This is a genomic window from Methylobacterium sp. GC_Met_3 (genome assembly GCF_026540775.1).
GTDB lineage: Bacteria > Pseudomonadota > Alphaproteobacteria > Rhizobiales > Beijerinckiaceae > Methylobacterium.
Genome location: NZ_JALNUL010000007.1, coordinates 73,280 through 99,180, shown reverse-complemented (window position 1 = coordinate 99,180; position 25,901 = coordinate 73,280). Strand labels below are relative to the sequence as shown.

Below are 25,901 nucleotides of genomic sequence, written 5' to 3'. Positions count from 1 at the left end.
CAGGCGGAAAGCGTAAGGGGACGGACGACGAAAATCACCAGCCCATCGTCCCCGGCGGCCCCTTGAACGGACCGACGATGCCAGGGGTGATCCAGCCGCCGTAGAAGCTGCCGGGCTGCGGCGTGACCGGATCGCCGCCGACGAAGCAGGCATCCATCGGCCCTGCGTAGAACGCGACGTAGCCGGCGATCGCGCGGAAGTCCGGGGTCGGATCCGGATAGGTCCAGGCGGCTCCGGGGACCGTCCTGCCGCCGCCCTGTACGTCGAACAGCCGCGCTTGGCCCTTCCACTCGCAGATGCCGGCGCGCCGTGGGCTCACGAGCGTACCACCGGCGATATCGCCCGGCGGCAGGTAGTAGGTCGGCGGATGAGACGTCTCCAGCACCCGGAAGCCAGCCTCGGTCTCGGCGATCACGGCACCGCCCAACACCACGCGCAGCCGCTGCCGCACCGGCTCCAGCCGTGGCGGGCGCGGGTAATCCCAGACGCTCTCCTCGCCCGGCTTGATCGGATCCGGTGTCGGATGAGTCGGCGGCCTGATCATGTGGATCCCCGTGCAGAGCATGCGCGGGCGATATAGGGCGCTCACGTGGCCGTTTGTCGGGAGGCCGGCCCATGCTAGCCCAGGGCCGACATTCAAGCCCAGGATCACCCGCGATGGACATCGCCCTCTTCCTCGACTTCGACGGCACGCTGGCCGAGATCGCGCCGCGCCCGGATGCGGTCGTGGTGGAGCCCGGCCTCGTGGAGACGCTGCAGCGGCTGCGCGAACGCCTCGGGGGCGCACTGGCGATCGTGACCGGCCGGCCGGTCGCGGTGATCGATGGCTTCCTGGCGCCCGCGCGCCTCGATGCCGCCGGGCTGCACGGCGTCGAGCGCAGGCTCGGTGGCGCCCTCAGCGGCAGCCGGGCGGAGGATCATCCGGATCTGCGCCGGCAGGTCGCGCGACTCGAAGCCGAGAGCGCCGCGTTGCCGAACGTCCTGATCGAGGACAAGGGCGCCTCCGTGGCGGTGCATTGGCGGCTCGCGGGCGCCGGTGATGCGGCGCGCGCCGAGGCGCTGGTCAAGGCGGCCGCCGAAGCGCTCGGCGCGGAGTATCGGCTGCAGCTCGGCAAGGCGGTCGGTGAGATCGTCCCGGCGCAGGCCACCAAGGCCCATGCGATCCGCGCCATCATGGAACAGCCCCCTTATCGCGGGCGGGTTCCGGTCTTTTTTGGCGACGACCGGACGGACGAGATCGCCTTCGCGTCGGTCAACGCGGATGGCGGTATCGCCGTCCGGGTCGGTGACGGCGAGACCGTCGCGCGCCATCGCCTGCCCGATCCGGCCGCGATCCGGGCCCTGCTGCAAGACTGGGCCGCGGGCGGTACGATCGATCCGGCGGCGCTGCCGCCGGCCTGAGCCGGGCGGCGCCTGGGGAGGATCGGCATGGCCGACGGCTTCGTGGGCGGCGGTCCCCGGCTAATCCTGCGGATCGAGGCGGCGTGCCTGCTCGCCTGTTCGGTGGGCGCCTATGCCTGGCTCGGGCAGTCCTGGTGGATGTTCGCCGCCTTTCTGTTCGTCCCCGATCTCAGCATGCTGGGCTACGCCGCCGGCCCCGGCCCGGGCGCCATCGCGTACAACGCGGTGCATACGGTGACGCCGCCCCTGATCGGCCTGTGCGTGGCTTTGGTGCTCGCTCAGCCTCACGTCGCCGGGCTGGCCCTGATCTGGCTTGCCCATATCGGGCTTGATCGGACGCTCGGATACGGCCTCAAATACGCTTGCGGGTTCGGCGATACGCATCTCGGCCCGATCGGCCGGGATCGGATGACGGCGATGGCACCCCGATAGGGCGATTCCGTCGTCGGTGGGGCTTGCCCAATCGGGGATGTGCGGCGAATGAACGAGAGCGCTCTCCGCCGAAGTGGACCCCGGTTCGGCGCCAGAGCGCGCGTCACGACAAAGGCTTAGAGCCGCGCTCGATTGCACCGCGATCGGGCACGGCTCTAACGCGAAGGTTCAGCGAGCAGAGGCACCTTGCGATGTTCGAGTTTCCGGTCCTGGTCGGCGACATCGGCGGCACGAATGCCCGGTTCGGCCTGATCGAGGCGCAGGGGGAACAGCCCCGGCTCCTCTCGCACGAGGCGACCGCGGACCATCCCGATCCGTCGAGCGCCATCCGGGCGTCCCTCGCCAAGGCCGGCGATCGCAAGCCGCCGCGCTCGACGATCCTGGCGATTGCCGGGCGGGTCGACGGGCCTGAAATTCAGCTGACGAACGCGCATTGGAAGATCGCCGGTCAGCGCATCGCCGAGGATTTCGGTTTGTCCACCGCCGTGGTGGTCAACGATTACGTGCCGGTGGCGGCCGGTGCCGCCGGCATCGCGCCGCACGATCTCACGCCGGTCGGGCCCTGCCCACCGATCTCCGGCGGTGCGCGGGTCGTGCTGGGACCGGGCACGGGGTTCGGCGCCGCGGCCTTGGTGCCGTACTCGACGCAACTCGCGATCGTCTCCACCGAGGCCGGCCACACCGATTTCGGGCCGGGCGACGCGTTCGAGGAGAAGGTCTGGCACGCGCTGGAGCGGGTCGAGGATCGGATCACCGTGGAAGCCATCCTGTCCGGCCCCGGCCTCGCACGGCTGCACGCGGCGGTGGCGCATGTCCGCACCGGTCGGCCGCACGAGAAGATCGAGCCCGCAGCCGTGACCGAGACGGGGCTCGACGCATCCGACCCCCACGCCGCCGAGACGCTGGAGCTGTTCGGCCGGCTGCTCGGCCGCGTCTGCGGCGACCTCGCACTGACCTTCCTGGCCACCAGCGGCGTCTATATCGGCGGCGGCATCGCGCCCCGGATCGTCCGGGTGCTGCAGGAGAGCGGGTTTCGCGAAGCCTTCGAGCGGAAGGCCCCCTTCACCGGGATGATGCGCAAGATCCCCACCAGCGTCATCACCGTACAGGACCCAGCCTTCCAGGGCCTCGCCGCTTTGGCCAACGAGAGCGGAACATTCGTCTACCACGGGCAGGTGTGGCGGAAGGGGGCGTAACAGCCCCCCTCTGCCTCCAGCCGCACTAGAGACCAGGGACTTCGCCCCCGGCCTTACGCAGCCGCCAACGGCCTCGATACATCCTCCAGCGACTTGCCTTCTGCCGCCGTGCCCCAGATCCCGCCGACCACGGCGGCGATCAGCATCAGCACGGCGCCCAGCCCGTAGCCGAACAGGACCCAGTCCCGCGAGCCGGTCTCGACCAGCGTGCCGAACAGCAACGGCCCCGAGACGCCGCCGATGCCGGTGCCAACCGCGTAGAAAGCCGCGATGGCGAGCGCCCGGATCTCCAGCGGGAAGGTTTCCGAGACGGTGAGATAGGCCGAACTCGCCGCCGCGGAGGCGAAGAAGAACACCACCATCCAGGCACCGGTCTGACCGACCGGCCCGAGCACGTCGAGGCGGAACAGCACGCCGACACCGGCGAGCAGCACCGCCGAGATACCGTACGTGAAGGCGATCATCTGGCGCCGGCCGATCGTGTCGAACAGCCGCCCGAGGAGCAGCGGGCCGAGGAACGAGCCGAGCGCGAAGGGCAGCAGGTACCAGCCGACGCTGTTGCCCGGCACCTGATAGAACCGCTCCAGCACCAGCGCATAGGTGAAGAACAGCGCGTTGTAGAAGAAAGCCTGCGCGATCATCAGCGCGAGGCCGACCATGGTCGCCTTCCGGTTTGTGACGAACAGCGCCTTGAAGACTTCCGAGAGCGGGGTGCGGTCGCGGGTGCGGACCTTCATGCGCTTGCTCTCGTCCACCGGCGGCAGGGTCACGCCCTCGTCGGTGAAGCGCTTCTCGATGCCGGTGACGACCCGGTCGGCCTCCGCGGCGTAGCCGTGCGTGGCGAGCCAGCGCGGGCTCTCGGGGATCCAGGTCCGCAGCAGCAGGATCACGAGGCCGATGGCGCCGCCCGTGAAGAAGGCCACCCGCCAGCCCCAGGCCGGGTCGATCACCTCGGGCTTCAGCAGCACGATCGACATGAACGAGCCGATCGCCGCGCCGATCCAGAACGAGCCGTTGATCACGAGGTTGGTCCAGCCCCGGACCCGGGCCGGGACCAGTTCCTGGATGGTCGAGTTGATCGCGGTGTACTCGCCGCCGATCCCCGCGCCGGTGAAGAACCGGAAGATGCAGAAGCTCCAGACATTCCACGACAGGCCGGTCGCCGCTGTGGCGACGAGGTAGAGGGCGAGCGTGATGAAGAACAGCTTCTTGCGCCCGATCCGATCGGTGAGCCAGCCGAAGCCGATCGCGCCCGTGACCGCGCCCACGAGGTAGCAGGAGGCGGCGAGCCCCACGTCGAATTCGGAGAACGACATCGGCGGTTGGCGCAGGGCGCCCACCAAGGAGCCGGCCAGTGTCACCTCAAGCCCGTCGAGCACCCAGGTGATCCCAAGCGCCACAATGACGAGGACGTGGAATCGGCCCCAGGGCAGCCGATCGAGGCGCGCCGAAATGTCGGTATCGATCACTTGGCCGATCTGCGCCCGTTCGGGCATTCCGGAGGTCCCCTCGACCTTGCTCGTCATGTGCGCATGTCCTCCCGAACGGGCCGTTTACCGTGCCTGACCAGCCCGCATTTACCGAAACACCAGACAGGTGTTGGGAACGGGTTGGGAATCGATTCGGTTCGAACCCGTTTTCATTTGATCCGCGCAGAGAGGAGGCATCAACGCGGTGCCCCCTCATGTCATTCCGTTCTGCCTCCCCCCGTCGCCGCCTCGGTCGCCTCGCGCTGCTCAGCCTGATGACCCTGGCGGGCCTCGCGACCGTCCCGTCGAAGGGCGCCGACGCGCATCTCGAACGGCCGAAGCCTCGCGTCCCGATGCCGGTTGCCGACCGGTGGCGGCTGCGTCCGACCGAATCGGCGGTGCCGAGCACGACCGGCAGCATCCGCGGCCGCATTGAGACGCCGATTCCGTTAAGCCGCCGCCGCGTCCGCCTCGTCTATCCAGCGCTGATCGAAGCGCGCTGAACCCGCCGCGGGTTTGGCGAACCGCGTCGGCTCGGGCACAGCGCCTGCTTGGTGCGTCGCAGCCCTTGCGGCTGGATTCGAGCGGAGTCGGGAATGGCAGAGGCGATCGCCCTCATCGGGTGCAAGGGCCGGACGCAGGAGGCGGATCATCTCGCGGTGCTTTCGACCGCGATGCCCGAGGAGCGGATCGTCCCGTTCCGCCTGATGGACGATGCGGAGCGCGCGGCAGCCCAGGTCGCCATCGTGGCCAATCCCGATCCCGCGGAGGTCGCGGCGCTGCCGAACCTCGTCTGGGTGCAAAGCCTCTGGGCCGGCGTCGAGCGGCTGGTCGGGGCCTTCGACCGGCCGTTGCCGATCGTGCGGCTGGTCGATCGCGAGATGGCCCGCACCATGGCGGAGGCAGTGCTGGCCTGGACCTACTACCTTCAGAGGGACATGCCCACCTACGCACGCCAGCAGCGTGCGGGTATCTGGCGGCCCCACCCCTATCGGAAACCCGCCGACACGACGGTCGGCGTGCTGGGACTCGGCGCTCTCGGGGTCGCGGCCGCGGACAGGCTCCTCGGCGCAGGCTTTCGCGTGGTCGGATGGAGCCGCAGCCCGAAATCCGTCCCCGGCCTCGAGGCGGAGCACGGGCTTGAGGCGCTCCCGGCGATGCTGGCCCGATGCGACATCCTCGTCTGCCTCGTGCCGCTGACGACGGAGACGCGCGGCCTCGTCAACGCCGAGCGTCTGGCGGCGCTGAAGCCCGGCGCGGCACTGATCAACTTCGCCCGCGGCCCGATCGTCGTGACGGCAGACCTGATCGCTGCGCTGGACAGCGGCCACCTCGCGCACGCGGTGCTCGACGTCTTCGAAACCGAACCCTTGCCCGCCGAAGACACCCTCTGGTCCCATCCAGGCGTGACCGTGCTGCCACATGTCTCCGGCCCGACCGATCTGCCCTCCGCGGGGGCGACGGTGGCGGCGAACCTGCGCGATTTCCGGCGGACCGGGCAGCCGCCGCAGGGCATCGATAAGAGCCGGGGCTACTGACGCGACACCCGGTCCTGCCGGCGGCCGTGAACCCTGGCCGTATCGGCGTGTTTATGCCCGACCGCCGCGCTTGCGCCGGCGGATCCGGAAGGATTCTGACACATCATGGGTTGGCCACGCCGCTTTCTGATCGGTACCGGCGTCGTGGCCGTTGCGGTCGGCGCCACCGCGAGCCTCGGGCGATTCAGCTACGCGCCGCTGCCAGACCGGGCGGACCTGCTCAACGCCGACCGCTACCCGATCCAGACCGCCTTCGACATCCTCGGACGCCGGGTTTCGCGGGCGGAGGCGGATCGCCTCAACGCCACGGCGAGTGGCCGTACGGAATTGGCGCGGGGTGGGACTGCGGTTGCGATCGATCCCGCCATGGTCGAGCGCGGGCGGCAGGCCTTCTATCAGGAGACGTTCGGGAACGAGGTCTTCCTGACCGACGTCATGGGCATGCTGGACGGCGGTCTGACGCCGACGCAGGTCGCCCTCGCTGTGGCAAAGCTTGGCGGGCAGGGCACCACCAATCTCCAGGTCGCCATGGCCAGTGACATGCGCGTCGGCGACCGCGTCTATAAGGCGGGCGAACTGGTCCCGACCGGGCTCGACGTGCCGAAGGGCGGCGCTTTCATCATCGGGATCAAGACGTTCTACGATCGCGGCCACCTGCGCATGGGCATCACCTGCGCGCTCTGCCACGCCGCGGTCGATCCCGGGACCGGCAAGGTGGTGGAGGGCGCCCCGAACATCGATCTTAACGCCGGGCTGCTGATGGCACTGGCCAAGAACTCGTCAGCCTACTTCATGCACGCCAGCGTGCCGGAGGCCGATGCCCGGCCGACGGCCGACCCGCAGCACACGGGCTCGACCACGACAGGTCCGGCGCTGCCGGACGCGGCGGCCGTGGAGGCGGCGACCAAGGTGCAGGTCGCGAGTTGGCCGCCCGGCAGCTTCGACTCGTCGGCGGATCGGGTCACCAACCCGACCTCGATCCCGTCGAGCTTTTCGGCCTACGGCGAGCCCTACAGCTGGAGCGGGCGCGAGGCGATCGGCCCCTTCTCGGGCCTATCGTCGCTCAACAACAACGTGCATGCGGCCAATTCCGACACGACCCAACTCGCGGCGGCCGCGCCCTGGCTGTTCGGTATGGATCCCGAGACCTATCTCGGCATCGTTCTGCGCGGGTCGGCCACCGAGGCGTTCCGCTACAAGCCGGACGGCAGTCGGAGCCCGTCCGCGGTGCTGCAGAACGTCGACCCGACGCCGGCCTCGCCGGGCCTGAACAGCTACGCGGTGCTGCCGACCTATCCGGCGACCAACTACGTCACCGACAACGGCCTGTTCACCTCGGTGGCCGGTGAGCCGGTGAACCACGCCAACAACGCGATGTCGGCCTTTCAGAACCTGCTGCATCCGCCGGCCGGCGGTCAGGATGCCGACAAGGTCCGGGCCGGCCGGGCCGTGTTCGAGAAGGCGGGCTGCGGCGCCTGCCATTCCGGCCCGGCGCTGACCAACCACCGGGTCATCCCGGAGGCCGAGATCGGCACGGAACCGACCCGGGCCCGCGCCGGCGCGAAGATGGAGGCGCGCCTGTCGCCGCCGACGATGTTCGCCGTCGGCACGCCGTTCCCGCTGACCGATACGCCGGCGATCGTGCCGGTGCCGCTCGCGGGCGATGCCATGGCGCAGGTTCAACTCGCTTGGGGGCAGGGCGGAACGGAGGGTGGCTACAAGGTCCCGAACCTCGTCGGCCTCGCCTGGACGGCGCCGTACCTGCACGATTCCGGTGTCGCGGTCGGGACCGACACGGAGCGCCAGCTCGGCGTCCCGGGCACACTCTACAAGGGCGTGGCGCCGGATCCCGCCAACAGCCTGCGGGCGCTCGTCGACCGGGATCTCCGCGCCAAGGTCGTGGCCGCGAACGCGGCCTCGGATACGGCACGCATTGCCCGGGTTACCGGAAAGGGGCACGCCTTCTGGGCGGATGCCGGCGCGGGTGTCTCGCCCGATGAGCAGACGGCGTTGATCGCCTACCTGCTCTCGGTCGATCGCCTGACGGAGCCGGCCGCAACGCCCTGACGGGATACGCCATGACGCACAACACCGATCCGGTCTGGTTCATCACCGGTTGCTCGACCGGCTTCGGCCGAGAGCTCGCCAAATTGGTCATCGCACGGGGCTGGCGCGCGGTGGTCACGGCGCGCGACCGCGCCAAGGTCGCCGATCTCGCCCAGGGGGCCGAGGATCGCGTCCTGCCCCTGTCGCTCGACGTGACCGGGGCGGACCAGATCGCCAAGTCCGTGCGCGCCGCGCAAGACAGGTTCGGGCGGATCGATGTGCTCGTGAACAATGCGGGCTACGGCTATCAATCTTCGATCGAGGAGGGTGAGGACGACAAGATCCGCGCCCAGTTCGACGCCAACGTGTTCGGCCTGTTTGCGCTGACCCGGGCGGTGCTGCCGGTGATGCGGGGGCAGGCATCCGGCCATATCCTCAACATCACGTCGGTGGCGGGCTTCGTGGGTTTCCCCGCCTCTGGCTACTACGCCGCCAGCAAGCACGCCGTCGAAGGGTTCTCGGATTCCCTGGCGGCCGAGGCCGGGCCGCTTGGGATCCGCGTAACCTGCATCGAGCCGGGGCCGTTCCGCACGGATTGGGCCGGACGCTCGCTGATCCAGACGCCGAATGCGATTCCCGACTACGCCACGACGGCCGGTGCCCGCCTCACGGCCACGGCGGAGAAGAGCGGCACCCAGGCCGGCGACCCGGTGCGCGCCGGCGAGGCGATGATCCAGGTGACCGAGATGGAGGATCCGCCACGCCACCTCGTGCTCGGTGCCTGGGGGTACGACGCGGTGACGACCCGGCTGAAGCAGCGTCTCGCCGAGATCGAGGCGTGGCGGGAGAAGAGCCTCGGCGCCGATTACCCGGTGGCGTGAGTTCCGCTCTCCGCGGCCCTCACGTCACCGCGCAGCGATAACGGGGCTTAGATCACGCCCTCGATCAAGCCTCGCCGTTTGGCCTCCTCGGCCTCCAAGTACCAGTTCGACGGCGCCTTCTCGAGCACCTCCTCCAGGGTCACATCCGAGCCCTGGATAAGGTTCGAAAACCCCTCGTTCTGGATCTCGATCGAGCACAGGATCTCGTTGAGCGTCGCCTTCACGGAGGCGATGCAGGTCGTGAGCGGCCCCTGGACGTGGAGCTGCTTGTCCATCTTGCGCTCATGGATCATCAGCCGCGTGCCGCAGGTCAGGTAGCGGTTCGGCCGGGCGAAGAAGCTCATGAACGTGGTGCCGGCCGAATAGATCGCCGCCTTGCCGAGGAACACGAACCGCCGGTTCGGGTCCATGGCGCTGTTGAAGCGGATGTCCTCGCCCATCATCCGGGCGACCTCCGGATCGCCACCAAGCGTCGTCAATTCGATGACGACGATCTCGCGGTCCCCCGCCGCGCCGAGTTGGCGGCGGAAGTCCTTGTACATGTCGTAATCGACCGCGCCCGAAAGCAGCACCGCGGGGGCGCGGAAGGCAGTGGGGTCGAGGGGAGTCGTGTCCATGGTTCTCCTGGTCGAACGGCCTGCGCGCGCCAGTGGAGCTGGAGGCAGCTTCAGCGCACTGGATCGGGCGCACCTTCACCCTTGCCGACGAACGGGATGCCCTCGATCGGGCATTCCTCGGTGCCGACGCTCTGACGGGTAATGGCCCTTACGGCGTCGCGGGTTCCGTCGGGATCCTCGATCCAGCGACGGTAGAACTCGTACGGGCATTCCGACATCCCGTGCCGGTTCTCCTTCGAGTTGATCATGCCGGTGTAGCCGCGGTGCAGGAGCTTGAAGAGGTGGTTCTCCGACTGGCCGTGGGCGCGGAAATCTCGGATCAGGAACTTCGATAGGGCGGCGTACTGGATGCCCATCTCCTCCTCGCCGCACTCGCCGAGCGTGCGGCCGTCGAAGCCGATGATCGCCGAGTGGCCGAAATACGTGTAGACGCCGTCGAAGCCGGCAGCATTCGAGACCGCCACGTAGACGTTGTTGGCAAACGCCATCGCCTTCGAGATAACGATCTGCTGTTCCTTGGCCGGATACATGTAGCCCTGGCAGCGGATGATCAGCTCGGCGCCCCGCATGGCGCAGTCGCGCCAGATCTCGGGGTAATTGCCGTCGTCGCAGATGATCAGGCTGATCTTCAGCCCCTTCGGCCCGTCCGACACGTAGGTGCGGTCGCCCGGATACCAGCCCTCGATCGGGGTCCAGGGCATGATCTTGCGGTACTTCTGGACGATCTCGCCCTGATCGTTCATCAGGATCAGGGTGTTGTAGGGCGCCTTGTTGGGGTGCTCCTCGTGGCGCTCGCCGGTCAGCGAGAACACGCCCCAGACCTTGGCCTCCCGGCAGGCGGCGGCGAACACCTCGGTCTCCGCGCCCGGGACCGTCGAGGCGGTCTCGTACATCTCGGCGGCGTCGTACATGATGCCGTGGGTCGAGTATTCGGGGAAGATCACGAGGTCGAGGCCGGGCAGGCCGGTCTTCATCCCGATGATCATCTTACCGATCGCCTTGGCGTTCTCCAGCACCTCCGCGCGGGTGTGCAGGCGCGGCATCTTGTAGTTCACGACGGCGACGCCGACGCTGTCCTGGCTGGACGAGATGTCTCCGTGCATCATGGCGTTGGGTCCTTCTGACCTTGATCGTCCCCTGGTCGAGCGCGGCTCAATGGCTGATCATCCAGGGCCGCGCGCTCGGAAAGCTCTTCGCAGCCGCGGGCGCAGCGGCTGCCTTCTTCGGCGAGCAACAGCCGCAGCCGGCCCCGTGGCTGCCCGAGCGCTTGGGCGCGTGGCGGCTGCGCTCGTTGGTGGCGTGGGCGGCCCGCAGCCCCGCGTCCATGCCGGCGATGCGCGGCGCGGTCAGGAAGGCCCGCTGGCTTGCGCCCCCGCAATCCGGGCAGGCATGCGGATCGCGGAACTCCGCCATCGGCCGCATCACCGTGAAGGGGCCGCAGGCCTCGCAGGCGTAGTCGTAGACAGGCATCGGAGCCTCCGGTGACGGAATTGCGCGCGGGTTTTCAGGAGCCTCAAGTCCCCTCTCCCGGAGGGAGAGGGACAGGGTGAGGGGTGCGACGTCTCGGGCGCGTTCTCGTCCCTCACCCCAACCCTCACCCGCACGGGAGAGGGAGCAAGTCACAGATCCGGCGAGAGCGGCATCTGGATCGAGCCGTCGAGGAACTTCGTCGGTCCGTCGGCGCCGGGATTGATGTCGAACTCGAAAATCTTGGTCGGGATCCAGAGCGTGGCGCAGGCGTTCGGGATGTCGACGACACCCGAGATGTGGCCCTGCACCGGTGCCGTACCGAGGATCGAGTAGGCCTGGGCGCCCGAATAGCCGAACTTCTTCAGGTATTCGATCGCGTTGAGGCAGGCCTGCCGGTAGGCGATGTGCACGTCCAAGTAATGCTGGCCGCCGTGCTCGTCGACCGAGATCCCCTCGAAGATCAGGTGGTCGTCGAATTTCGGTGTGATCGGCGACGGCTTGAAGATCGGGTTCTTGATCCCGTACTTCGCCATGCCGTCCTTGATCAGCTCGACCTTGAGATGGACCCAGCCGGCCATCTCGATGGCGCCGCAGAAGGTGATCTCGCCGTCGCCCTGGCTGAAATGCAGGTCGCCCATCGAGAGTCCGGCGCCGGGCACGTAGACCGGGAAGTAGATTTTTGAGCCGCGCGATAGATCCTTGATGTCGCAATTGCCGCCGTGCTCGCGGGGCGGGACCGTGCGGGCGCCGGTTGCTGCGGCTGCGTCCTTAGCCTCGCCCTTGAGCCGGCCCATATGGGCGGTTGGGCCGAACGGGAGGGTGGCCAGCGCAGGCACGCGCTCCGGGTTCGTGTCGTAGAGCGCCTTCTCGCGGGTGTTCCAGGTCTCCAGCATCTTCGGATCGGGCAGGCAGCCGATCAGGCCGGGATGGATCAGGCCCGGGAAGCGCACGCCCGGGATGTGGCGGGACTTGGTGAACATGCCCTCGAAGTCCCAGATCGACTTCTGGGCCTGCGGGAAGTGCTCGTCGAGGAAGCCGCCGCCGTTCTTCTTCGAGAAGAAGCCGTTGAAGCCCCACTGGCTCTCGGGCTTGGCGCCGATGTCGAGCAGATCGACCACCAGCAGATCGCCGGGCTCGGCACCCTCGACGCCGATTGGACCTGAGAGGAAGTGGACGATCGACAGGTCGATGTCGCGCACGTCGTCGGCGGAATCGTTGTTCTTGATGAAGCCGCCGGTCCAGTCGTAGGTCTCGACGATGAAGTCCGCGCCCGGCTTCACATACGCCACCATCGGGATGTCGGGGTGCCAGCGGTTGTGCACTTTGTCGTTGTCGTAGGCCGATTGCGTGAGATCGACCTTGATCAGCGTCTCGGGCATCTCGTGTCTCCAGCTCCCTGACTCTCCGGGGCAAGCCCCGTCCGCGCGCCGATGCGCGTCTCTCACCCGCTCGCGAGCAGCTCTTTCAGCGCGTCGTCGAGGACCCTGATGTCGTCCGGGCTGGTGCCGGGCCCGCCCGCGAAGTGGCCCCACCACGTGTCGATCACGCGCAGTTCCGCGTTCGGCATGGCGGCCGCCTCGATGGCGTTGTCCTCGGGCGGGAAATACAGGTCGGTCGAGGCCGGCATCAGGATCGCCCTGGCGCGGATCGCGCCGAGCGCGGCCTTGACGTCGCCCCTGAAGGTGTCGTTGGCGCTGATGTCGCCGTGCTGCCACGTCCACAGCATGGCGAGCAGGTTGTTGGCGTCGCGCTGGTAGAACAGCCCTTCCCAGAACCCGATCAGGAAATCCTCCAGCGAGGCGTAGCCCATGTGGGTGATGTCGGCTTCGAGCCGGTAGAAGGTCTGCGACAGGCCCCAGCCCGCGTAGACCCGGCCGAAGGCACGCAGGCCCCGGGTCGGCGGGCTGGTGTACCAGCCCTCGGCCCAGGCGGCGTCGGCCTGGAGCGCGGCCTTGGCGCCTTCCAGGAACACGTAGTTGTGCCGGGAGCACTTGGCCGAACCCTGAAACGGCAGGATCTTCGGCACCATGTCGGGATACATCGACGCCCAGTGGTAGGTCTGGAGCGCGCCCATCGACCAGCCGGTGACGAGGACCAGTTTCTCGATGCCGAAATGCTCGGTGACGAGGCGGTGCTGGGCACGGACATTGTCGTAGGCGGTGACATTGGGGAAGCGCGGTCCGTTCCACGGAGCCGGCGTGTTGCTCGGTGAGGACGAAAGCCCGTTGCCGAACATGTTCGGGATGATGATGAAATACTTGTCCGGGTCGAGCGCCTTGCCGGGGCCGATCAGCCATTCGTTCTCGGTGTGCTGGCCCGAGTACCACGTCGGGTAGACGATGGCGTTGTCCTTGGCCGGGCTCAGTGTCCCGATGGTCTTGAAGGCGAGCTTGGCCGCGCGCAGTGTCTTGCCGCACTGAAGCACGAAGTCGCCCAGTTCGATGATCTCATAATCGGCCATGCTGTGCCCCTAGACCGACAGGAACCGGGCGACCGCCGCCTCGTCGATCCCGTCGCGCGGGGCCTCGTGGACGATGGATCCGTTCTCCATGACGATCACCCGGTCGGCGACGTCGAGGGCGAAGCTCAAGACCTGCTCGGACACGACGATCGAAAGGCCGCGCGCGTCGCGGATATTCTTGAGCGTCCGGCCCATCTCGCGGATGATCGAGGGCTGGATGCCCTCGGTCGGCTCGTCCAGCAGCAGCACCTTCGGGCGGCTCGCGAGCGCCCGGGCGATGGCGAGCTGCTGCTGCTGCCCGCCCGAGAGGTTGCCACCGCGCCGGCCCTTCATCTCCCACAGGACCGGGAACATGTCGTAGAGGTCCTGCGGCACCTTGCGGGCGCCGGTGACCGTCAGGCCGGTCTCGATGTTCTCCTGGACCGTCATGGTCGAGAAGATCATCCGGCCCTGCGGGACGTAGGCGAGGCCTTTAACGACCCGGACGTGGCTCTTGAGCCCGGCCACGTCCGCGCCCTCCACCTGGATCGACCCGGACTTCACGGGCACGAGACCCATCAGGGTCTTCATCAGCGTGGTCTTGCCCATGCCGTTGCGGCCCATCACGGCGACGATCTCGCCCGGCGCCACCGAGAAGGTGAGCCCGTGGAGCACTTCGCTCTGGCCGTAGGCGGCGTGCAGGTCTTCGACGGCGAGCGCCGGCGTGGCGGATGGGATCGTGGCGAGCGGAGGCGCCTGGATGCCGGGCGCGCGCGCGGTCTGAAGCGACGCCATCGTCAATGTCCCAAATACACTTCGATGACCTTCGGGTCGTTCTTGACCCGCTCCATCGAACCCTCAGACAGCACCTTGCCCTGGTGCAGGACGGTCACCCGGTGGGCGATGTCCTCGACGAACTTCATGTCGTGCTCGATCACCAGCACCGAGCGGCCCTTGATGATCTGGTTGAGCAGTTCGGCGGTCTTGATCCGCTCGCCGACGCTCATCCCGGCCACCGGCTCGTCGAGCATCAGCAGTTCCGGGTCTTGGATCAGCAGCATGCCGATCTCCAGCCATTGCTTCTGGCCGTGGCTCAGGAACTCGGCCCGTTCCTTGAGCTGATCCTTCAGGAAGATCGTCTCGGCGATGGCGTGGATGCGGTCGCGGACTTCCGCATCGCGCTTGAACGTCAGGGCGCCGAAGACCGAGCGCCCGCGAGGGAACGAGATCTCCAGATTCTCGAAAACCGTCAGGTCATCGTAGATCGACGGCGTCTGGAACTTGCGGCCGACCCCCGCCTGAACGATTGCGCTCTCGGAGAGCTTGGTCAGCTCCTGGCCCTTGTACTTGATCGAGCCGGCGCTGGCCCGGGTGCGCCCGCAGATCAGGTCCAGGACCGTGGTCTTGCCGGCGCCGTTCGGGCCGATGATCACCCGGATCTCGTCGGGCTCGACGTAGAACGACACGTCGTTCACTGCCTTGAACCCATCGAACGAGACCGTCAGCGCCTCGACGGCGAGGAGGTGATCGGGCGGGGCAGCCTCGGCGCCGACCACGGGGGAGGAGAGGATCGCGGCGTTCATGGGATCCTCACTCGGCCGGGGCGCCAACGGGCGCACTTGGGGGCGGGACGATGGCGGGCGGCGGCGCGCGCAGGCTCTTCACCCGGCGGGTGAGACGCGGCTCGATGTGCTCGCGCCAGATGCCGGCGAGACCGTTCGGGAAGGCCAGAACCACCGCGATGAACAGGGCGCCGAGGCCGAACAGCCAGAGATCCGGGAAGCTCTCCGAGAAGCTGGTCTTGGCCCAGTTGACCAGCAACGTGCCCCAGACCGCGCCGAACAGCGACAGGCGCCCGCCGACGGCGGCGTAAATCACCATCTCGATCGAAGGCACGATGCCCACGAAGGAGGGCGACATGAACCCGACCTGCAGGGTGAACATCGCTCCGCCGATCGCCGCCAAGCCGGCGGCGAAGCAGAAGGCGAAGACCTTGAACCCCGCCACCGAGTAACCGGAGAAGCGGACCCGATCCTCCTTGTCGCGCATGGCGACGAGGATGCGGCCCAGCTTGGACTTCTTCACGTATTGGGCCGCCAGGATGCAGCCGATCAGCAGGCCGCCATTGACGAAGTACAGGATGGTCTTCGCGCTATCGGTGCGGATGTCCCAGCCGTGGAGGGTGCGCAGGTCGGTGATACCGTTTATGCCGCCAGTATAGCCCTGCTGGCCGACGATCAGGATCGTCAGGATCGCCGCGATGGCTTGCGTGATGATCGCGAAGTACGTGCCGCCCACACGGCGCTTGAACATCGCGAAGGAGATCAGCATCGCGAACAGGACCGGGATCGCGACGACCAAGATCAGAGTCAGCGGCAGGCTCTTGAACGGTTGCCAGAACCACGGGATCGCGGTGATCTGGTTCCAGTCCATGAAATCGGGGATCCCCGGCGTCGACTGGATCTTCGTATTCGCGACGCTCGAAGCTTCGAGCTTCAGATACATCGCCATGCAGTAGCCGCCGAGCCCGAAGAAGCAGCCCTGGCCGAGCGACAGGATGCCGGCGTAGCCCCAGCAGATCACCAGCCCGAGGGCTACGAACGCGTAGGTCAGGTACTTGCCGACGAGGTTGAGGCGGAAGCTGTCGAGGACGATCGGCAGGACAACCAGGATCACCCCGGCGAGCAGGAGCAGGCTGAGCCACTCCACCGGCTTCATGAACGGGTTGTCGTTCACGGTGACAGATTTGGTCAGGGTCTGGACGGGGTTGGTCATCTTGAAAAAGATCCTCAGCGTCGGACCTTGAGGGTGAAGAGACCCTGGGGCCTCAACATCAGGATGCCGACCACCGCGAGCAGGGTGATCACCTTGGCCATCGATCCGGAGAGGAAGAACTCCAGGGTCGACTGGGTCTGGGAGATCGAGAAGGCCGACGCGATGGTACCAAGCAGACTGGCGGCGCCGCCGAACACGACGATCAGGAAGGTATCGACGATGTAGAGCTGGCCCGAGGTCGGCCCCGTGGACCCGATCATCGTGAAGGCCGAGCCGGCGATACCCGCGATGCCGCAGCCGAGGCCGAAGGTGTAGCGGTCGACCTTCTCGGTATCGATGCCGACCGCCCCTGCCATGGCGCGGTTGGCCATCACGGCCCGGACCTGCTGGCCGAAGCGCGAGCGGTAGATCAACAGGGCGACGCTGACGGTGATCAGGATGGTGATCGCCATCACGAACAGGCCGTTGACCGGGATCTCGATCGTGTCGGTGACCTGCACCGAGCCGATCAGCCAGGACGGCAATTCGACGCCGACCTCGCGGGCTCCGAAGATCGACCGGTAGGCCTGCTGGAGGATCAACGACAGGCCCCAGGTTGCGAGCAGCGTGTCGAGCGGGCGCTTGTAGAGGAACCGGATCAGGCTCCACTCCACCAGCATGCCGAGCGCCCCGGAGGCCAGGAACGCCAGCCCCATCGCGACGAAGAAGTAGACCGGGAACAGCACCGGCACGTAGGTCTGGCAGAAGGCCGAGCACAGATAGGTGACGTAGGCGCCGAGGATCATGAACTCCCCGTGGGCCATGTTGATCACGCCCATCTGGCCGAAGATGATCGCGAGTCCGAGCGCCATCAGCAGGTAGACGGAAAACAGGATCAGGCCGGCGAAGCCCTGCATGGCGAAGATGGCGCCGAGATCGCTGAAGGAATAATCGCCGAGCATTGTTTCGGTCTTCCGCTAAAGTTCGGGCGGAGGGCGAGCGTCCTCCGAGCGGATTGTTCGGTGCTAGTTCTGAAGGTCGCGACAGACCCCCCTCCCGTACGGGAAAGGGGACCCGCGCCTGATCCGCTAAGCAAAGCGGACCAATCTCGAGCGCTCGACTACTGGTACCCCTTCGGAAACGGGTCCGGCTTGATCAGCTCAGGGCTGGTGTAGACGATCTCGAACTGGCCATCCGGCTTGGCCTTGCCGACCCGGGTCTTCGACCAGAGGTGATGGTTCTCGTCGATCCGGACGTAGCCTTCCGGCGCGCCCTTGAACTCGATGCCCGGCGAGGCTGCGACCACCTTGTCGACGTCGAACGAGCCGGCCTTCTCGCAGGCCATCTTCCACAGGAACGGGCCGAGATAGGCCGCCTGCGTCACGTCGCCGATGACGGTCTTCTCGCCCCACATCTTCTTGAACGCAGCCACGAAGGCCTTGTTGTTCTCGTTCTCGATCGACTGGAAATACTTCATGCACGCATAGGCCCCGGCGATGTTCTCGCCACCGATGCCGTCGATTTCGTCCTCGGTGACCGAGATTGTCATCAGCACCTGCTTCGACAGGTCGATGCCGGCCGCCTTGAGCTGCTTGTAGAACGCCACGTTCGAGCCGCCGACCACGTCGGCGAAGATCACCTTCGGCTTGGTCAGCTTGATCTTGTTGATCACCGAGTTGAACTGGGTGTGGCCGAGCGGGAAGTATTCCTCGCCGACCACTTTGCCCTTCAGCACGTTCTCCACGTGCTTGCGGGCGATCTTGTTGGAGGTGCGCGGCCAGATGTAATCCGAGCCGATGAAATAGAAGCTGTCGCCGCCCTTCTCCTTGTGCACCCAGTCGAGCCCGGCGAGGATCTGCTGCGTCGCCTCCTGGCCTGTGTAGAAGACGTTCTTGGATTGCTCCAGGCCTTCGTAGAAGGTCGGGTAGTAGAGCAGGCCGTTATACTGCTCGAAGACCGGCAGCACCGCCTTGCGCGAGGCCGAGGTCCAGCAGCCCATAACGGCGGCGCAATGGTCGTTGACCAGCAGCTTCTTGGCCTTCTCGGCGAAGGTCGGCCAGTCGGAGGCACCGTCCTCCTGGATGATCTTGATCTTGCGGCCGAGCACGCCGCCGGCCTCGTTGATCTGGGCGATCGCGAGTTTCTCCGCTTCCTGCGCACCCGTCTCGGAGATCGCCATCGTGCCGGTGATCGAGTGCAGGATGCCGACCGTCACCTCGGTGTCGGTCACGGCGAGACCGGTGGTGTTGACCGTCGCGGTCGGCGCCGCGGCCCAGGCCGTGCGCGGCATCAGCGCCAGCGCCGGTGCGCCGGCCAGCCCCATGAGCAGCCTGCGCCGCAGCGGGGAGCGCAAGCCGTGATCGGTGTCGTCTGCCATCTGCCTGACCCTGTGGGCGTCCGGGCCGTCAGAGGCGGCCCGGATCGACAGGCGCAGGCTAGGTCTGCTGTTGCGCCGCGGCCTATACGCGATTTTGCGTATGGCGATACTCTTGCATGCGCTGCACCATCGCGGCGGAACAGTGTGAGGTCATGCCGGTCTTGGGCGCGAGCGACATGAGTGCCGCCCGAATACGGGGGTGTTCGCGCGCGCGCGGGTTCGCGGCGCCATGACCGGTGTGCAGCGCATCATCCCGATCCGTCGGGATTACAACCGCTTCGTCGCCGACGAGACCCTGGAAGATTATGCGCTGCGCTTCACCGCCAAGAAGGCGCGGCGCTGGACCGGGTTCGAGGTGGCGCAGACGGCGCTGGGCTCGGTCTCCTTCCTGGCGCTGGAGGCGATCGGCGGCACGCTCGCGCTGACTGCGGGCTTCCCCAACACGCTTGCGGCGGTGCTGCTCGTCGGCCTGATCATCTTCGCCACGGCTGTTCCCATCACGGTCTACGCCGCACGCTACGGCGTCGACATGGATCTGCTGACCCGCGGTGCCGGGTTCGGCTATCTCGGCTCGACCGTCACGTCGCTGATCTACGCGAGCTTCACGTTCCTGTTCTTCGCCATCGAGGCGGCGATCATGGCGCTGGCAATGCAGCTCTGCTTCGGGCTGCCCCTCGGTATCGGCTACCTGCTCTGCGCGGGCGCCGTGATTCCCCTGGTGGTCTACGGGATCCGCCTGATCAGCCGGTTCCAGATCTGGTCGCAGCCGCTCTGGATCGCCCTCAGCCTGCTGCCGCTCGTGTTTGTGGCCGCGCAGGGGGCGGAGCCGCTGCGCGCACTCGTGCGCTTCCCGGGCCTCGACGGCGCTGTCGGCTTCGATCTCGCCCGGTTCGGGCTCGCCACCGGCGTCCTGCTGGCGCTCCTCGCGCAGGTCGGCGAGCAGGTCGACTTTTTGCGATTTGTCCCCGAACCGAAGGATCGGCGCGATCGTCGCTGGTGGCTCGCGGTGCTCTCCGGCGGTGCCGGCTGGATCCTGCCGGGGATGCTCAAGATCCTGCTGGGCGCCGCGCTGGCGGTGCTCGCGCTCGGCCACGGCGTACCGCCCGAGCACGCCGCCGAGCCGACCCGCATGTACGCAATCGCCTTCGGCTACCTGACCGGGGAGGGGAGCCGGGCGGCGCTGCTGCTGACCGGACTGTTCGTGCTGGTCTCGCAGCTCAAGATCAACCTGACCAACGCCTATGCCGGCTCGATCGCGTGGTCGAACTTCTTCTCGCGGCTGACCCATAGCCATCCTGGGCGGGTGGTGTGGCTGGTCTTCAACGTCGCCATCGCGCTGCTGCTGATGGAACTCGGGATCGACAAGACGATCGAGAGCACGCTGCCGCTCTATGCCGCGGTGGTCTCGGCCTGGGTCGGGGCTCTCGCCGCCGACCTTGCGGTGAACAAGCCGCTCGGGCTCTCGCCGCCCGGCATCGAATTCAAACGGGCGCATCTCTACGCGGTGAACCCCGTGGGCACCGGTGCGATGGTGCTGGCGCTGTCATGCGGCGGGCTCGCCTATACCGGTCTCCTCGGCCAAACGCTCCAGCCCTTCGCACCGCTGCTCACGCTCGCGATGGCCTTCGCCGCCGCCCCGGCGATCGCGTGGGCCACGGCGGGTCGCTGGTATCTCGCCCGCACGCCGCAGACCGACTGGCCTTCGTCGGAAGTGGTCTGCCGGGTCTGCGAACTGCCCTTCGAGGGCGAGGACATGGCCCATTGCCCGGCCTATGACGCGCCGATCTGCTCCCTGTGCTGCTCGCTCGATGCCCGCTGCGGCGACCTGTGTAAGCCGCATGGCCGGCTGGAGGTGCAAGCGCAGGCGGCCGTTGCCCGGATCCTGCCCGGCCGTACCGCTGCCTGGATCGGCGCGCCGCTCGGCCGCTACCTCGCGGTGATGCTGACGCTCTGCGCGGTGATCGGCCTGATCCTCGGTATCGTCCATGCGAGCGCGACGATCGCGCATCCGGAGCACCGGGCGTTCCTGCGCGCCGCGCTGACCAGCGTGTTCTTCACCCTGGTGGTGATCCTCGGCGTGGTGGCGTGGCTGTTCGTGCTCGCGCAGGAAAGCCGTGGCGTCGCGCAGGCCGAGACCATGCGCCAGACCGCCCTCTACGAAGCCGAGATCGCCGCCCACAAGGTCACCGACGCCAAGCTGCAGGAGGCCAAGGAGCGGGCGGAAGCCGCCAACCAGGCCAAGAGCCGCTACGTCATCGGGATCAGCCATGAGCTGCGCACGCCGCTCTCCACCGTGCTGGGCTATGCCCAGCTCCTCGAATCCGATCCCGCGATTCCGGCCCATCGGCTCAATGCGATCCGGGTGATCCGGCGCAGCGGCCAGCACCTGTCCGGCCTGATCGACGGCCTCCTCGACATCTCCCGCATGGAAGCCGGGCGCCTCCAGATCCACCGCGACGAGGTCCGGCTCGCCGACTTCCTCGATCAGCTCGTCGACATGGTCCGCCTCCAGGCCCGGGAGGCCGGGCTTGAGTTCCGTTTCGCGCGGCCCGAGATCCTGCCGGCCGTCGTCGCCACGGACGAGAAGCGCCTGCGTCAGGTGCTGCTCAACCTCCTGTCGAACGCCATCAAGTTCACCGAGGCCGGCAGGGTCTCGCTGGACCTGAGCTATCGCAGCCAGATCGCCGTGTTCACGATCCGCGATACCGGCCCCGGCATCCCGGAGACCGATCTGGCGCGGATCTTCGAGCCGTTCGAGCGCGGCTCGACGCCAGCCGCCCGCAGCACGCCGGGGACGGGTTTGGGGCTGACCATCGCCAACCTGCTGGCGCAGCTGCTGGGCGGCGAGATCACCATCGCGGCGGCGCCCGGCGGCGGCACACAGGCGCGGCTGCGGCTGATGCTCGCCTCGGTGGCCGAGCCCATGCCGATCATCCTGCCCGCCCCCGCCGAGCCGCCGGAGCAGGCCTATGCGGGCGCCCGCCGAACCGTCCTCGTGGCCGACGACGACAGTGCGCACCGCGCCCTGATGCGCGCGATCCTGGAGCCGCACGGGATCGCAGTCCTGGAGGCCGGCTCCGGGCCAGAATGCCTGGCGGCGGTCGCGGCCGGGGGGATCGACCTGATCCTGCTCGACATCGCCATGCCGGGGATGAGCGGCTGGGCGGTCGCCGCGGCCCTGCGGGCCGCAGGCCATGCCTGCCCTATCGCCATGATGTCGGCCAACGTCCACGAGATCAGCCCAGTGCGCGGCGACGACGCGCCCCACGATGCGATCTTCGCCAAGCCCTTCGACCTGCGCGACGTGATGGAGCGCGTCGGTAAATTGCTGCGGCTGGAATGGACCGGCGCGGCCGCCCTTCCGCGCGAGCCCATCGTGACCCTGGAGTCACCCGGGCCGGAGCAGATCGGCGAATTGCTGCGCCTCGGGCGGATCGGCCATATCCGGGCCATCGAGGCGACCTTGAGCCGAATGGAGGCGGAGGCGTCGGCACCCCCGGCCTTCGTGGCGCAGATGCGCGGGCTGGTGGAGGGCTACGACCTGCGCCGCTACCTGTCGGTGCTGCAGGGGCTCGCCCGCAATGGCTGAGGCGCCGAGCCGGGCAAACCGGGACGTTGTCCTGGTGGTCGACGATTCCCCGGACACGTTGAGCTTCCTCACCGAGGCGATCGAACGGTCGGGCGCTACTGTGCTTGTCGCGGTGGGCGGCGACCTCGCCCTGGCGCTGGTGGACGAGATCACCCCCGACGTGATCCTGCTCGATGCCGTGATGCCGGGTCTCGACGGGTTCGAGACCTGCCGCCGGCTCAAGGCCAAGCCGCAACTCGCGGGCGTGCCGGTGATCTTCATGACGGGTTTGAGCGAGACCGAGCACATCGTGCAGGGCTTGAGCGCGGGCGGGATCGACTACGTCACCAAGCCGATCGCCCCGGACGAAATCCTGGCCCGGATCCGGGTGCATCTGGCGAGCGCCCGCGCCGCGCAGAGCGCCCGGGCGGCCCTCGACACCGCGGGTCGGACGCTGTTCGCCGTTGCGGAGAACGGGACCGTGCTGTGGTCGACGCCGCAGGCCGGGCGGCTGCTCGCCGGTCTCGTCGCCGATCCCTCGGGCGTCTTCGTCCTGCCCCTGCGGGCCCGCGACTGGCTGCGGGGCTGCCTCGACGGGGTGGCCGCGCCCTTGACGTTGACCGATCGCGACGGGGCGGCGATCGCCCTGAGCTTCATCGGCCGCACGCCGGACGAGGTCCTGCTCCGGCTGTCGCGGGAGGAGCCCGCCCTGGGGGTCGAGCGGCTTCGGGCGCGCCTGCCGATCACCGGCAGGGAGGCGGAGGTGCTCCTCTGGCTCGCGCGCGGCAAATCGAGCCGCGATATCGGTGAGATCCTGGGGTTGAGCCACCGGACCGTCACCAAGCATCTCGAAGGCATTTACGCCAAGCTCGGCGTGGAGAACCGGACTGCGGCCTCGATCATCGCGGCCCGCCATCTTCAGGATTGAGCGGTGCCGTGATCCCCATCTTGTCCACAGGCGTCGCGCCCCGGCGAAACGCCTTGGTAAGCGCGGGCGCGGCAGGGTCCCCGCTCAGATCGACCAGCCGAGCCGGATGCGATGATGACCTGCCAGCAACTCGCCGAGGAACTGAAGCGGATCGCCACCACGCAGGTCAGCGACATCACCCGGGCGGTCAAGGAAGGCCAGAAGTCGATCGCGCTGAACGAGGTGCGCGACATGGCCCGCCGCCTCGAACTCCTGGCTGAGGCCTTCGATCCGAAACCGGCCGCCGAGGTCACCGAGCCCGCCGAAGGCGCGCAGGCGGCCTGACGCGCAGATTCGTCCCTCTCCGGGAACCCCCATGATCCACGCTCATTTCACGATTCGTTTCGGGCAATCCTCGCTGCCGGCCTCGGCCGTGCAATGGGTCGCCGACACGGAGGCCGCCCGGGCCGCTGCCCGCACCGTCGTGCAGGGCCTGATGCGCCAGCACGGCGGCGATCCGCGGCTGCTCGCAGCCACCATGGTGATCACCGACGCCGCCGGTTCGACGCTCCTGGAGATCCCGTTCTTCGACGCGCTATACATGCCGGTCGAGCCGGTGGCCGATTCGGATCGGCGGACGCGGCGCATCGCCCCGCCATCGCGCCTCGGCGCGGCCCTGCGCCCGCTCCGAAGGCTCGCCGGCGCGATCGGCGCACGCCTGCAACCATCGCACGGGTCTTCGGTGGATTCGCGCTTCTCGGCGTGAGAGCGGGCACGCACCGCTTTGGATCTCCCTTTACGGCAGCTATTATAGTCACAGATCGCAGTCCGGCCGCGACACGCGCGCTCCCTCGACCGCAAAGAGGCTACGACGTTCACAGATCTCCAGCGGTCACCGACCCCGGCGGCGGAGCGCGACAGGCCCCCTCTCCCGCACGGGAGAGGGGACCCGCGCTTGACCCTGAACCGATATAGCCAGACCCGATGCGTGAATCCGCAAGCGCAAAGGTGAAAGGGCGGTCGCATGGGAGGTTTGGACAGCCGGACCTCATGACCAACGTCGATTTCACATCCGCTTTGTGACCCTGCAGCACTGTGCAGGAAAGTGGACCCATATCCTTCGAGAGTGCAGGCGAGGCCGCCAACGCGTCTGATCCGGATTGCTGTCTTCTGCTGTCTGAAACAACCTTTCAGAGATCCCGCACCGCAAATCCCCGCGCGGTGAGCCGCTCCGACAGGATGCGCCGGTGGCAGACGGACGGGTCGCGTTCGAAGCACAGCAGGCAGAGCGGTGCCGCCTCGGCCATCGCCGACAGGTCGTCGAGGGCCGTCTGCCCGGCGGCGGTGTCGAGCACCTCATCGCAGTAGATCCGACGCAGCAGCGCCGCATCCCCCGCCCGGGCCGCCTGCCGGCCGGATTTCGGAGTGCCGAGGCTGCGCAGGTGGGCATAGCCTAGGCCGGCCTCCTGCAGCGATGCCGCGAGCACACCCTTCGAGAACCCACGCTTGCGCGAATTCGCCACTGCCCGGACATCTGCCAGCATGCCGACCCCGGCATCGCGCAGGATGCCGCCGAGTTGCTCCGAATCCAGGCCTTCGTACCCTATGGTGAAGATTTGCTTGCTCACGGCGGTGTGACCGAACTCGCTTTGTGAACCCGGCACTTAGCCGGGCGTCATCCTGTGCAACACCGCTGGATCCCCTGCGTATGTCACGGCAATGCAACGCGTCTCGGAATTCCGCCGCAATGATCGCAAAGGTCCGTTAACTGCGCTGGGGCCATCGATTACGCCTGTCTTTGGCGCTTCTTCGGTGGCGGGCTCAACACTGATGTCGCGAATTGCTCAGCTCTCGCGCACTTCCTTCCTCGGCGACGCGCACGGCGTGACGGGGCGCCTCAGGGCGGTCCGCCGGCTCGCCGGCCGGTTCGCCGCGGTGGCGATCCTCGCCGGGTTGGCGGCCTGCGCGTCGAACAACGACTTCTATCCGACCAAGGGCGATGCCAAGCCCCATCCCGGTGTGGCCAAGGCCAAGCTCCACCCGATTCAGGGCATCGACATCTCCAAGTGGCAGGGCAACGTCGACTGGGCTTCGGTCCGGGCCTCCGGCACGCAGTTCGCCTTCATCAAGGCGACCGAGGGCGGCGACCACGTCGACGAGCGGTTCCGCACCAACTGGGACGGCGCGGCTCGGGCCGGAGTGCCGCGCGGCGCCTACCACTTCGTGTTCTGGTGCCGCTCGGCCCGGGAGCAGATGGACTGGTTCAAGCGGAACGTCCCGAACGATCCCACCGCCCTCCCGCCGGTACTGGACGTCGAGTGGAACGGCCATTCCCAGACCTGCCCGAAGAAGCTGCCGCGGGCGCAGGCCCTGGCGATGGTCACCGAGATGCTGGAAGAGATGGAGCGCTATACCGGCAAGCGCCCGATCATCTACACCGACATCACCTTCCACAAGGATGTGCTGGAGGGCGAACTGCCCGACTACCCGCACTGGTTGCGCTCCACCGCGGCGGAGCCGGAGCAGCGGTTCGTCAATCGCAAATGGATGCTCTGGCAGTTCACGTCTACCGGCCGTGTCCCGGGCGTGCGGGGCGACGTCGACCGTAACGCTTTCTACGGTACGCCGTCGGATTGGGCTTCGTTCCTGACGACGGATTGCGATCCTCGGGAGCATAAGCGCCTGTCTGAACAGGGACTTTGCACCGACAAATAACGTCGCTGAGTGATTGCCAATATAAGTTAGTTCAGCGTCGGGCAGCGAGGGCTATGCGTGGGAGCCCGGTCAAGACTGGGCGCACCTGAG

Annotated in this window: 25 protein-coding genes; 12 read left to right on the top strand and 13 right to left on the bottom strand. The window is 67.7% G+C overall.

Translation table 11 applies throughout. From position 1 onward, the window contains the following. Positions 1–34: 34 nt before the first annotated feature. Entirely contained in the window at positions 35–544 is a 510-nt protein-coding gene (locus tag OXS27_RS12035) for a DUF427 domain-containing protein (RefSeq protein ID WP_267356403.1), read from the bottom strand. A 113-nt stretch (positions 545–657) separates the two neighbouring features. On the opposite strand from OXS27_RS12035, the gene otsB reads away from it, so the two are divergent. The 3 genes from otsB (at position 658) to OXS27_RS12020 (ending at position 3,029) form a co-directional block, all read left to right on the top strand. Beyond that, on the top strand, positions 658–1,401 hold the full coding sequence (gene otsB, locus OXS27_RS12030) for a trehalose-phosphatase (RefSeq protein ID WP_267356402.1): 744 nt from the start codon (positions 658–660) through the stop codon (positions 1,399–1,401). A 27-nt stretch (positions 1,402–1,428) separates the two neighbouring features. Next, complete coding sequence (locus OXS27_RS12025; protein WP_267356401.1) at positions 1,429–1,833, top strand: DUF4260 domain-containing protein; 405 nt, start codon at positions 1,429–1,431, stop codon at positions 1,831–1,833. A 191-nt stretch (positions 1,834–2,024) separates the two neighbouring features. Next, positions 2,025–3,029 (top strand): glucokinase, encoded by a 1,005-nt coding sequence (locus tag OXS27_RS12020; RefSeq protein WP_267356400.1) that lies wholly within the window; start codon positions 2,025–2,027, stop codon positions 3,027–3,029. A gap of 53 nt (positions 3,030–3,082) precedes the next feature. Here the strand turns inward: OXS27_RS12020 and OXS27_RS12015 are convergent, their stop codons facing one another. Next, a complete protein-coding gene (locus OXS27_RS12015; protein ID WP_267356399.1) occupies positions 3,083–4,555 on the bottom strand; it encodes an MFS transporter in 1,473 nt (490 codons plus the stop codon). A gap of 158 nt (positions 4,556–4,713) precedes the next feature. Between OXS27_RS12015 and OXS27_RS12010 the strand changes: the two genes are divergently transcribed. The 4 genes from OXS27_RS12010 to OXS27_RS11995 all read left to right on the top strand — a co-directional run bounded on the left by OXS27_RS12010 (position 4,714) and on the right by OXS27_RS11995 (position 8,963). Then, complete coding sequence (locus OXS27_RS12010; protein WP_243925526.1) at positions 4,714–5,001, top strand: hypothetical protein; 288 nt, start codon at positions 4,714–4,716, stop codon at positions 4,999–5,001. A gap of 93 nt (positions 5,002–5,094) precedes the next feature. Further along, positions 5,095–6,036, top strand: coding sequence for a glyoxylate/hydroxypyruvate reductase A (locus tag OXS27_RS12005; protein ID WP_267356398.1), 942 nt, complete (start codon positions 5,095–5,097; stop codon positions 6,034–6,036). A 105-nt stretch (positions 6,037–6,141) separates the two neighbouring features. Then, the gene (locus tag OXS27_RS12000; protein ID WP_243925530.1) at positions 6,142–8,103 is read left to right on the top strand and encodes a cytochrome C oxidase Cbb3; all 1,962 of its coding nucleotides are present in this window, start codon (positions 6,142–6,144) and stop codon (positions 8,101–8,103) included. 11 nt (positions 8,104–8,114) lie between these two features. After that, positions 8,115–8,963 carry an oxidoreductase gene (locus OXS27_RS11995; protein WP_267356397.1) on the top strand — a complete coding sequence of 283 codons (849 nt, stop codon included), beginning with the start codon at positions 8,115–8,117 and terminating at the stop codon, positions 8,961–8,963. Between the two features lie 47 nt (positions 8,964–9,010). Here the strand turns inward: OXS27_RS11995 and OXS27_RS11990 are convergent, their stop codons facing one another. From OXS27_RS11990 to urtA, 10 genes are all read right to left on the bottom strand, one after another. Next, positions 9,011–9,580, bottom strand: a complete 570-nt coding sequence (locus OXS27_RS11990) for an ATP-dependent Clp protease proteolytic subunit (RefSeq protein WP_243925534.1) — start codon at positions 9,578–9,580, stop codon at positions 9,011–9,013. Between the two features lie 50 nt (positions 9,581–9,630). Then, positions 9,631–10,686, bottom strand: coding sequence for an aliphatic amidase (locus OXS27_RS11985; protein WP_267356396.1), 1,056 nt, complete (start codon positions 10,684–10,686; stop codon positions 9,631–9,633). Positions 10,687–10,732: 46 nt separating this feature from the next. Beyond that, a complete protein-coding gene (locus tag OXS27_RS11980) occupies positions 10,733–11,050 on the bottom strand; it encodes a zinc ribbon domain-containing protein (protein ID WP_243925538.1) in 318 nt (105 codons plus the stop codon). 149 nt (positions 11,051–11,199) lie between these two features. Next, the gene (gene fmdA, locus OXS27_RS11975; protein WP_243925540.1) at positions 11,200–12,429 is read right to left on the bottom strand and encodes a formamidase; all 1,230 of its coding nucleotides are present in this window, start codon (positions 12,427–12,429) and stop codon (positions 11,200–11,202) included. 62 nt (positions 12,430–12,491) lie between these two features. Beyond that, a complete protein-coding gene (locus OXS27_RS11970) occupies positions 12,492–13,511 on the bottom strand; it encodes an alpha/beta fold hydrolase (protein ID WP_267356395.1) in 1,020 nt (339 codons plus the stop codon). A gap of 9 nt (positions 13,512–13,520) precedes the next feature. Further along, positions 13,521–14,285, bottom strand: coding sequence for an urea ABC transporter ATP-binding subunit UrtE (gene urtE, locus OXS27_RS11965; RefSeq protein WP_267356394.1), 765 nt, complete (start codon positions 14,283–14,285; stop codon positions 13,521–13,523). A 2-nt stretch (positions 14,286–14,287) separates the two neighbouring features. Beyond that, positions 14,288–15,073, bottom strand: coding sequence for an urea ABC transporter ATP-binding protein UrtD (gene urtD, locus OXS27_RS11960; RefSeq protein ID WP_091712405.1), 786 nt, complete (start codon positions 15,071–15,073; stop codon positions 14,288–14,290). 7 nt (positions 15,074–15,080) lie between these two features. Beyond that, positions 15,081–16,265, bottom strand: coding sequence for an urea ABC transporter permease subunit UrtC (gene urtC, locus OXS27_RS11955; protein ID WP_243925546.1), 1,185 nt, complete (start codon positions 16,263–16,265; stop codon positions 15,081–15,083). Positions 16,266–16,279: 14 nt separating this feature from the next. Further along, the gene (urtB, locus tag OXS27_RS11950; RefSeq protein ID WP_243925548.1) at positions 16,280–17,206 is read right to left on the bottom strand and encodes an urea ABC transporter permease subunit UrtB; all 927 of its coding nucleotides are present in this window, start codon (positions 17,204–17,206) and stop codon (positions 16,280–16,282) included. A gap of 158 nt (positions 17,207–17,364) precedes the next feature. Next, complete coding sequence (gene urtA, locus OXS27_RS11945) at positions 17,365–18,621, bottom strand: urea ABC transporter substrate-binding protein (protein WP_267356393.1); 1,257 nt, start codon at positions 18,619–18,621, stop codon at positions 17,365–17,367. A gap of 229 nt (positions 18,622–18,850) precedes the next feature. Between urtA and OXS27_RS11940 the strand changes: the two genes are divergently transcribed. The 4 genes from OXS27_RS11940 to OXS27_RS11925 all read left to right on the top strand — a co-directional run bounded on the left by OXS27_RS11940 (position 18,851) and on the right by OXS27_RS11925 (position 23,862). Further along, positions 18,851–22,210: an ATP-binding protein gene (locus OXS27_RS11940; RefSeq protein WP_267356392.1), complete on the top strand. Its 3,360-nt coding sequence runs from the start codon at positions 18,851–18,853 to the stop codon at positions 22,208–22,210. Next, a complete protein-coding gene (locus OXS27_RS11935) occupies positions 22,203–23,117 on the top strand; it encodes a DNA-binding response regulator (protein ID WP_243925554.1) in 915 nt (304 codons plus the stop codon). The genes OXS27_RS11940 and OXS27_RS11935 overlap by 8 nt, the downstream gene beginning before the upstream one ends. Before the next feature lie 114 nt (positions 23,118–23,231). Then, positions 23,232–23,441 carry a hypothetical protein gene (locus tag OXS27_RS11930; RefSeq protein WP_267356391.1) on the top strand — a complete coding sequence of 70 codons (210 nt, stop codon included), beginning with the start codon at positions 23,232–23,234 and terminating at the stop codon, positions 23,439–23,441. 31 nt (positions 23,442–23,472) lie between these two features. Beyond that, a complete protein-coding gene (locus OXS27_RS11925) occupies positions 23,473–23,862 on the top strand; it encodes a catalase (protein WP_243925555.1) in 390 nt (129 codons plus the stop codon). A gap of 424 nt (positions 23,863–24,286) precedes the next feature. Here the strand turns inward: OXS27_RS11925 and OXS27_RS11920 are convergent, their stop codons facing one another. Then, the gene (locus OXS27_RS11920; protein ID WP_267356390.1) at positions 24,287–24,724 is read right to left on the bottom strand and encodes a DUF488 domain-containing protein; all 438 of its coding nucleotides are present in this window, start codon (positions 24,722–24,724) and stop codon (positions 24,287–24,289) included. 202 nt (positions 24,725–24,926) lie between these two features. Here OXS27_RS11920 and OXS27_RS11915 point away from each other — a divergent pair, with 202 nt between their 5' ends. Next, positions 24,927–25,811: a glycoside hydrolase family 25 protein gene (locus OXS27_RS11915; protein ID WP_243925685.1), complete on the top strand. Its 885-nt coding sequence runs from the start codon at positions 24,927–24,929 to the stop codon at positions 25,809–25,811. Positions 25,812–25,901: the final 90 nt, after the last annotated feature.

Coding starts and splice junctions, on each gene's coding strand:
- OXS27_RS12035 (WP_267356403.1), bottom strand. CDS start 544: ATGATCAGGCCGCCGACTCATCCGACACCGGATCCGATCAAGCCGGGC.
- otsB (WP_267356402.1), top strand. CDS start 658: ATGGACATCGCCCTCTTCCTCGACTTCGACGGCACGCTGGCCGAGATC.
- OXS27_RS12025 (WP_267356401.1), top strand. CDS start 1,429: ATGGCCGACGGCTTCGTGGGCGGCGGTCCCCGGCTAATCCTGCGGATC.
- OXS27_RS12020 (WP_267356400.1), top strand. CDS start 2,025: ATGTTCGAGTTTCCGGTCCTGGTCGGCGACATCGGCGGCACGAATGCC.
- OXS27_RS12015 (WP_267356399.1), bottom strand. CDS start 4,555: ATGACGAGCAAGGTCGAGGGGACCTCCGGAATGCCCGAACGGGCGCAG.
- OXS27_RS12010 (WP_243925526.1), top strand. CDS start 4,714: ATGTCATTCCGTTCTGCCTCCCCCCGTCGCCGCCTCGGTCGCCTCGCG.
- OXS27_RS12005 (WP_267356398.1), top strand. CDS start 5,095: ATGGCAGAGGCGATCGCCCTCATCGGGTGCAAGGGCCGGACGCAGGAG.
- OXS27_RS12000 (WP_243925530.1), top strand. CDS start 6,142: ATGGGTTGGCCACGCCGCTTTCTGATCGGTACCGGCGTCGTGGCCGTT.
- OXS27_RS11995 (WP_267356397.1), top strand. CDS start 8,115: ATGACGCACAACACCGATCCGGTCTGGTTCATCACCGGTTGCTCGACC.
- OXS27_RS11990 (WP_243925534.1), bottom strand. CDS start 9,580: ATGGACACGACTCCCCTCGACCCCACTGCCTTCCGCGCCCCCGCGGTG.
- OXS27_RS11985 (WP_267356396.1), bottom strand. CDS start 10,686: ATGATGCACGGAGACATCTCGTCCAGCCAGGACAGCGTCGGCGTCGCC.
- OXS27_RS11980 (WP_243925538.1), bottom strand. CDS start 11,050: ATGCCTGTCTACGACTACGCCTGCGAGGCCTGCGGCCCCTTCACGGTG.
- fmdA (WP_243925540.1), bottom strand. CDS start 12,429: ATGCCCGAGACGCTGATCAAGGTCGATCTCACGCAATCGGCCTACGAC.
- OXS27_RS11970 (WP_267356395.1), bottom strand. CDS start 13,511: ATGGCCGATTATGAGATCATCGAACTGGGCGACTTCGTGCTTCAGTGC.
- urtE (WP_267356394.1), bottom strand. CDS start 14,285: ATGGCGTCGCTTCAGACCGCGCGCGCGCCCGGCATCCAGGCGCCTCCG.
- urtD (WP_091712405.1), bottom strand. CDS start 15,073: ATGAACGCCGCGATCCTCTCCTCCCCCGTGGTCGGCGCCGAGGCTGCC.
- urtC (WP_243925546.1), bottom strand. CDS start 16,265: ATGACCAACCCCGTCCAGACCCTGACCAAATCTGTCACCGTGAACGAC.
- urtB (WP_243925548.1), bottom strand. CDS start 17,206: ATGCTCGGCGATTATTCCTTCAGCGATCTCGGCGCCATCTTCGCCATG.
- urtA (WP_267356393.1), bottom strand. CDS start 18,621: ATGGCAGACGACACCGATCACGGCTTGCGCTCCCCGCTGCGGCGCAGG.
- OXS27_RS11940 (WP_267356392.1), top strand. CDS start 18,851: ATGACCGGTGTGCAGCGCATCATCCCGATCCGTCGGGATTACAACCGC.
- OXS27_RS11935 (WP_243925554.1), top strand. CDS start 22,203: ATGGCTGAGGCGCCGAGCCGGGCAAACCGGGACGTTGTCCTGGTGGTC.
- OXS27_RS11930 (WP_267356391.1), top strand. CDS start 23,232: ATGACCTGCCAGCAACTCGCCGAGGAACTGAAGCGGATCGCCACCACG.
- OXS27_RS11925 (WP_243925555.1), top strand. CDS start 23,473: ATGATCCACGCTCATTTCACGATTCGTTTCGGGCAATCCTCGCTGCCG.
- OXS27_RS11915 (WP_243925685.1), top strand. CDS start 24,927: ATGTCGCGAATTGCTCAGCTCTCGCGCACTTCCTTCCTCGGCGACGCG.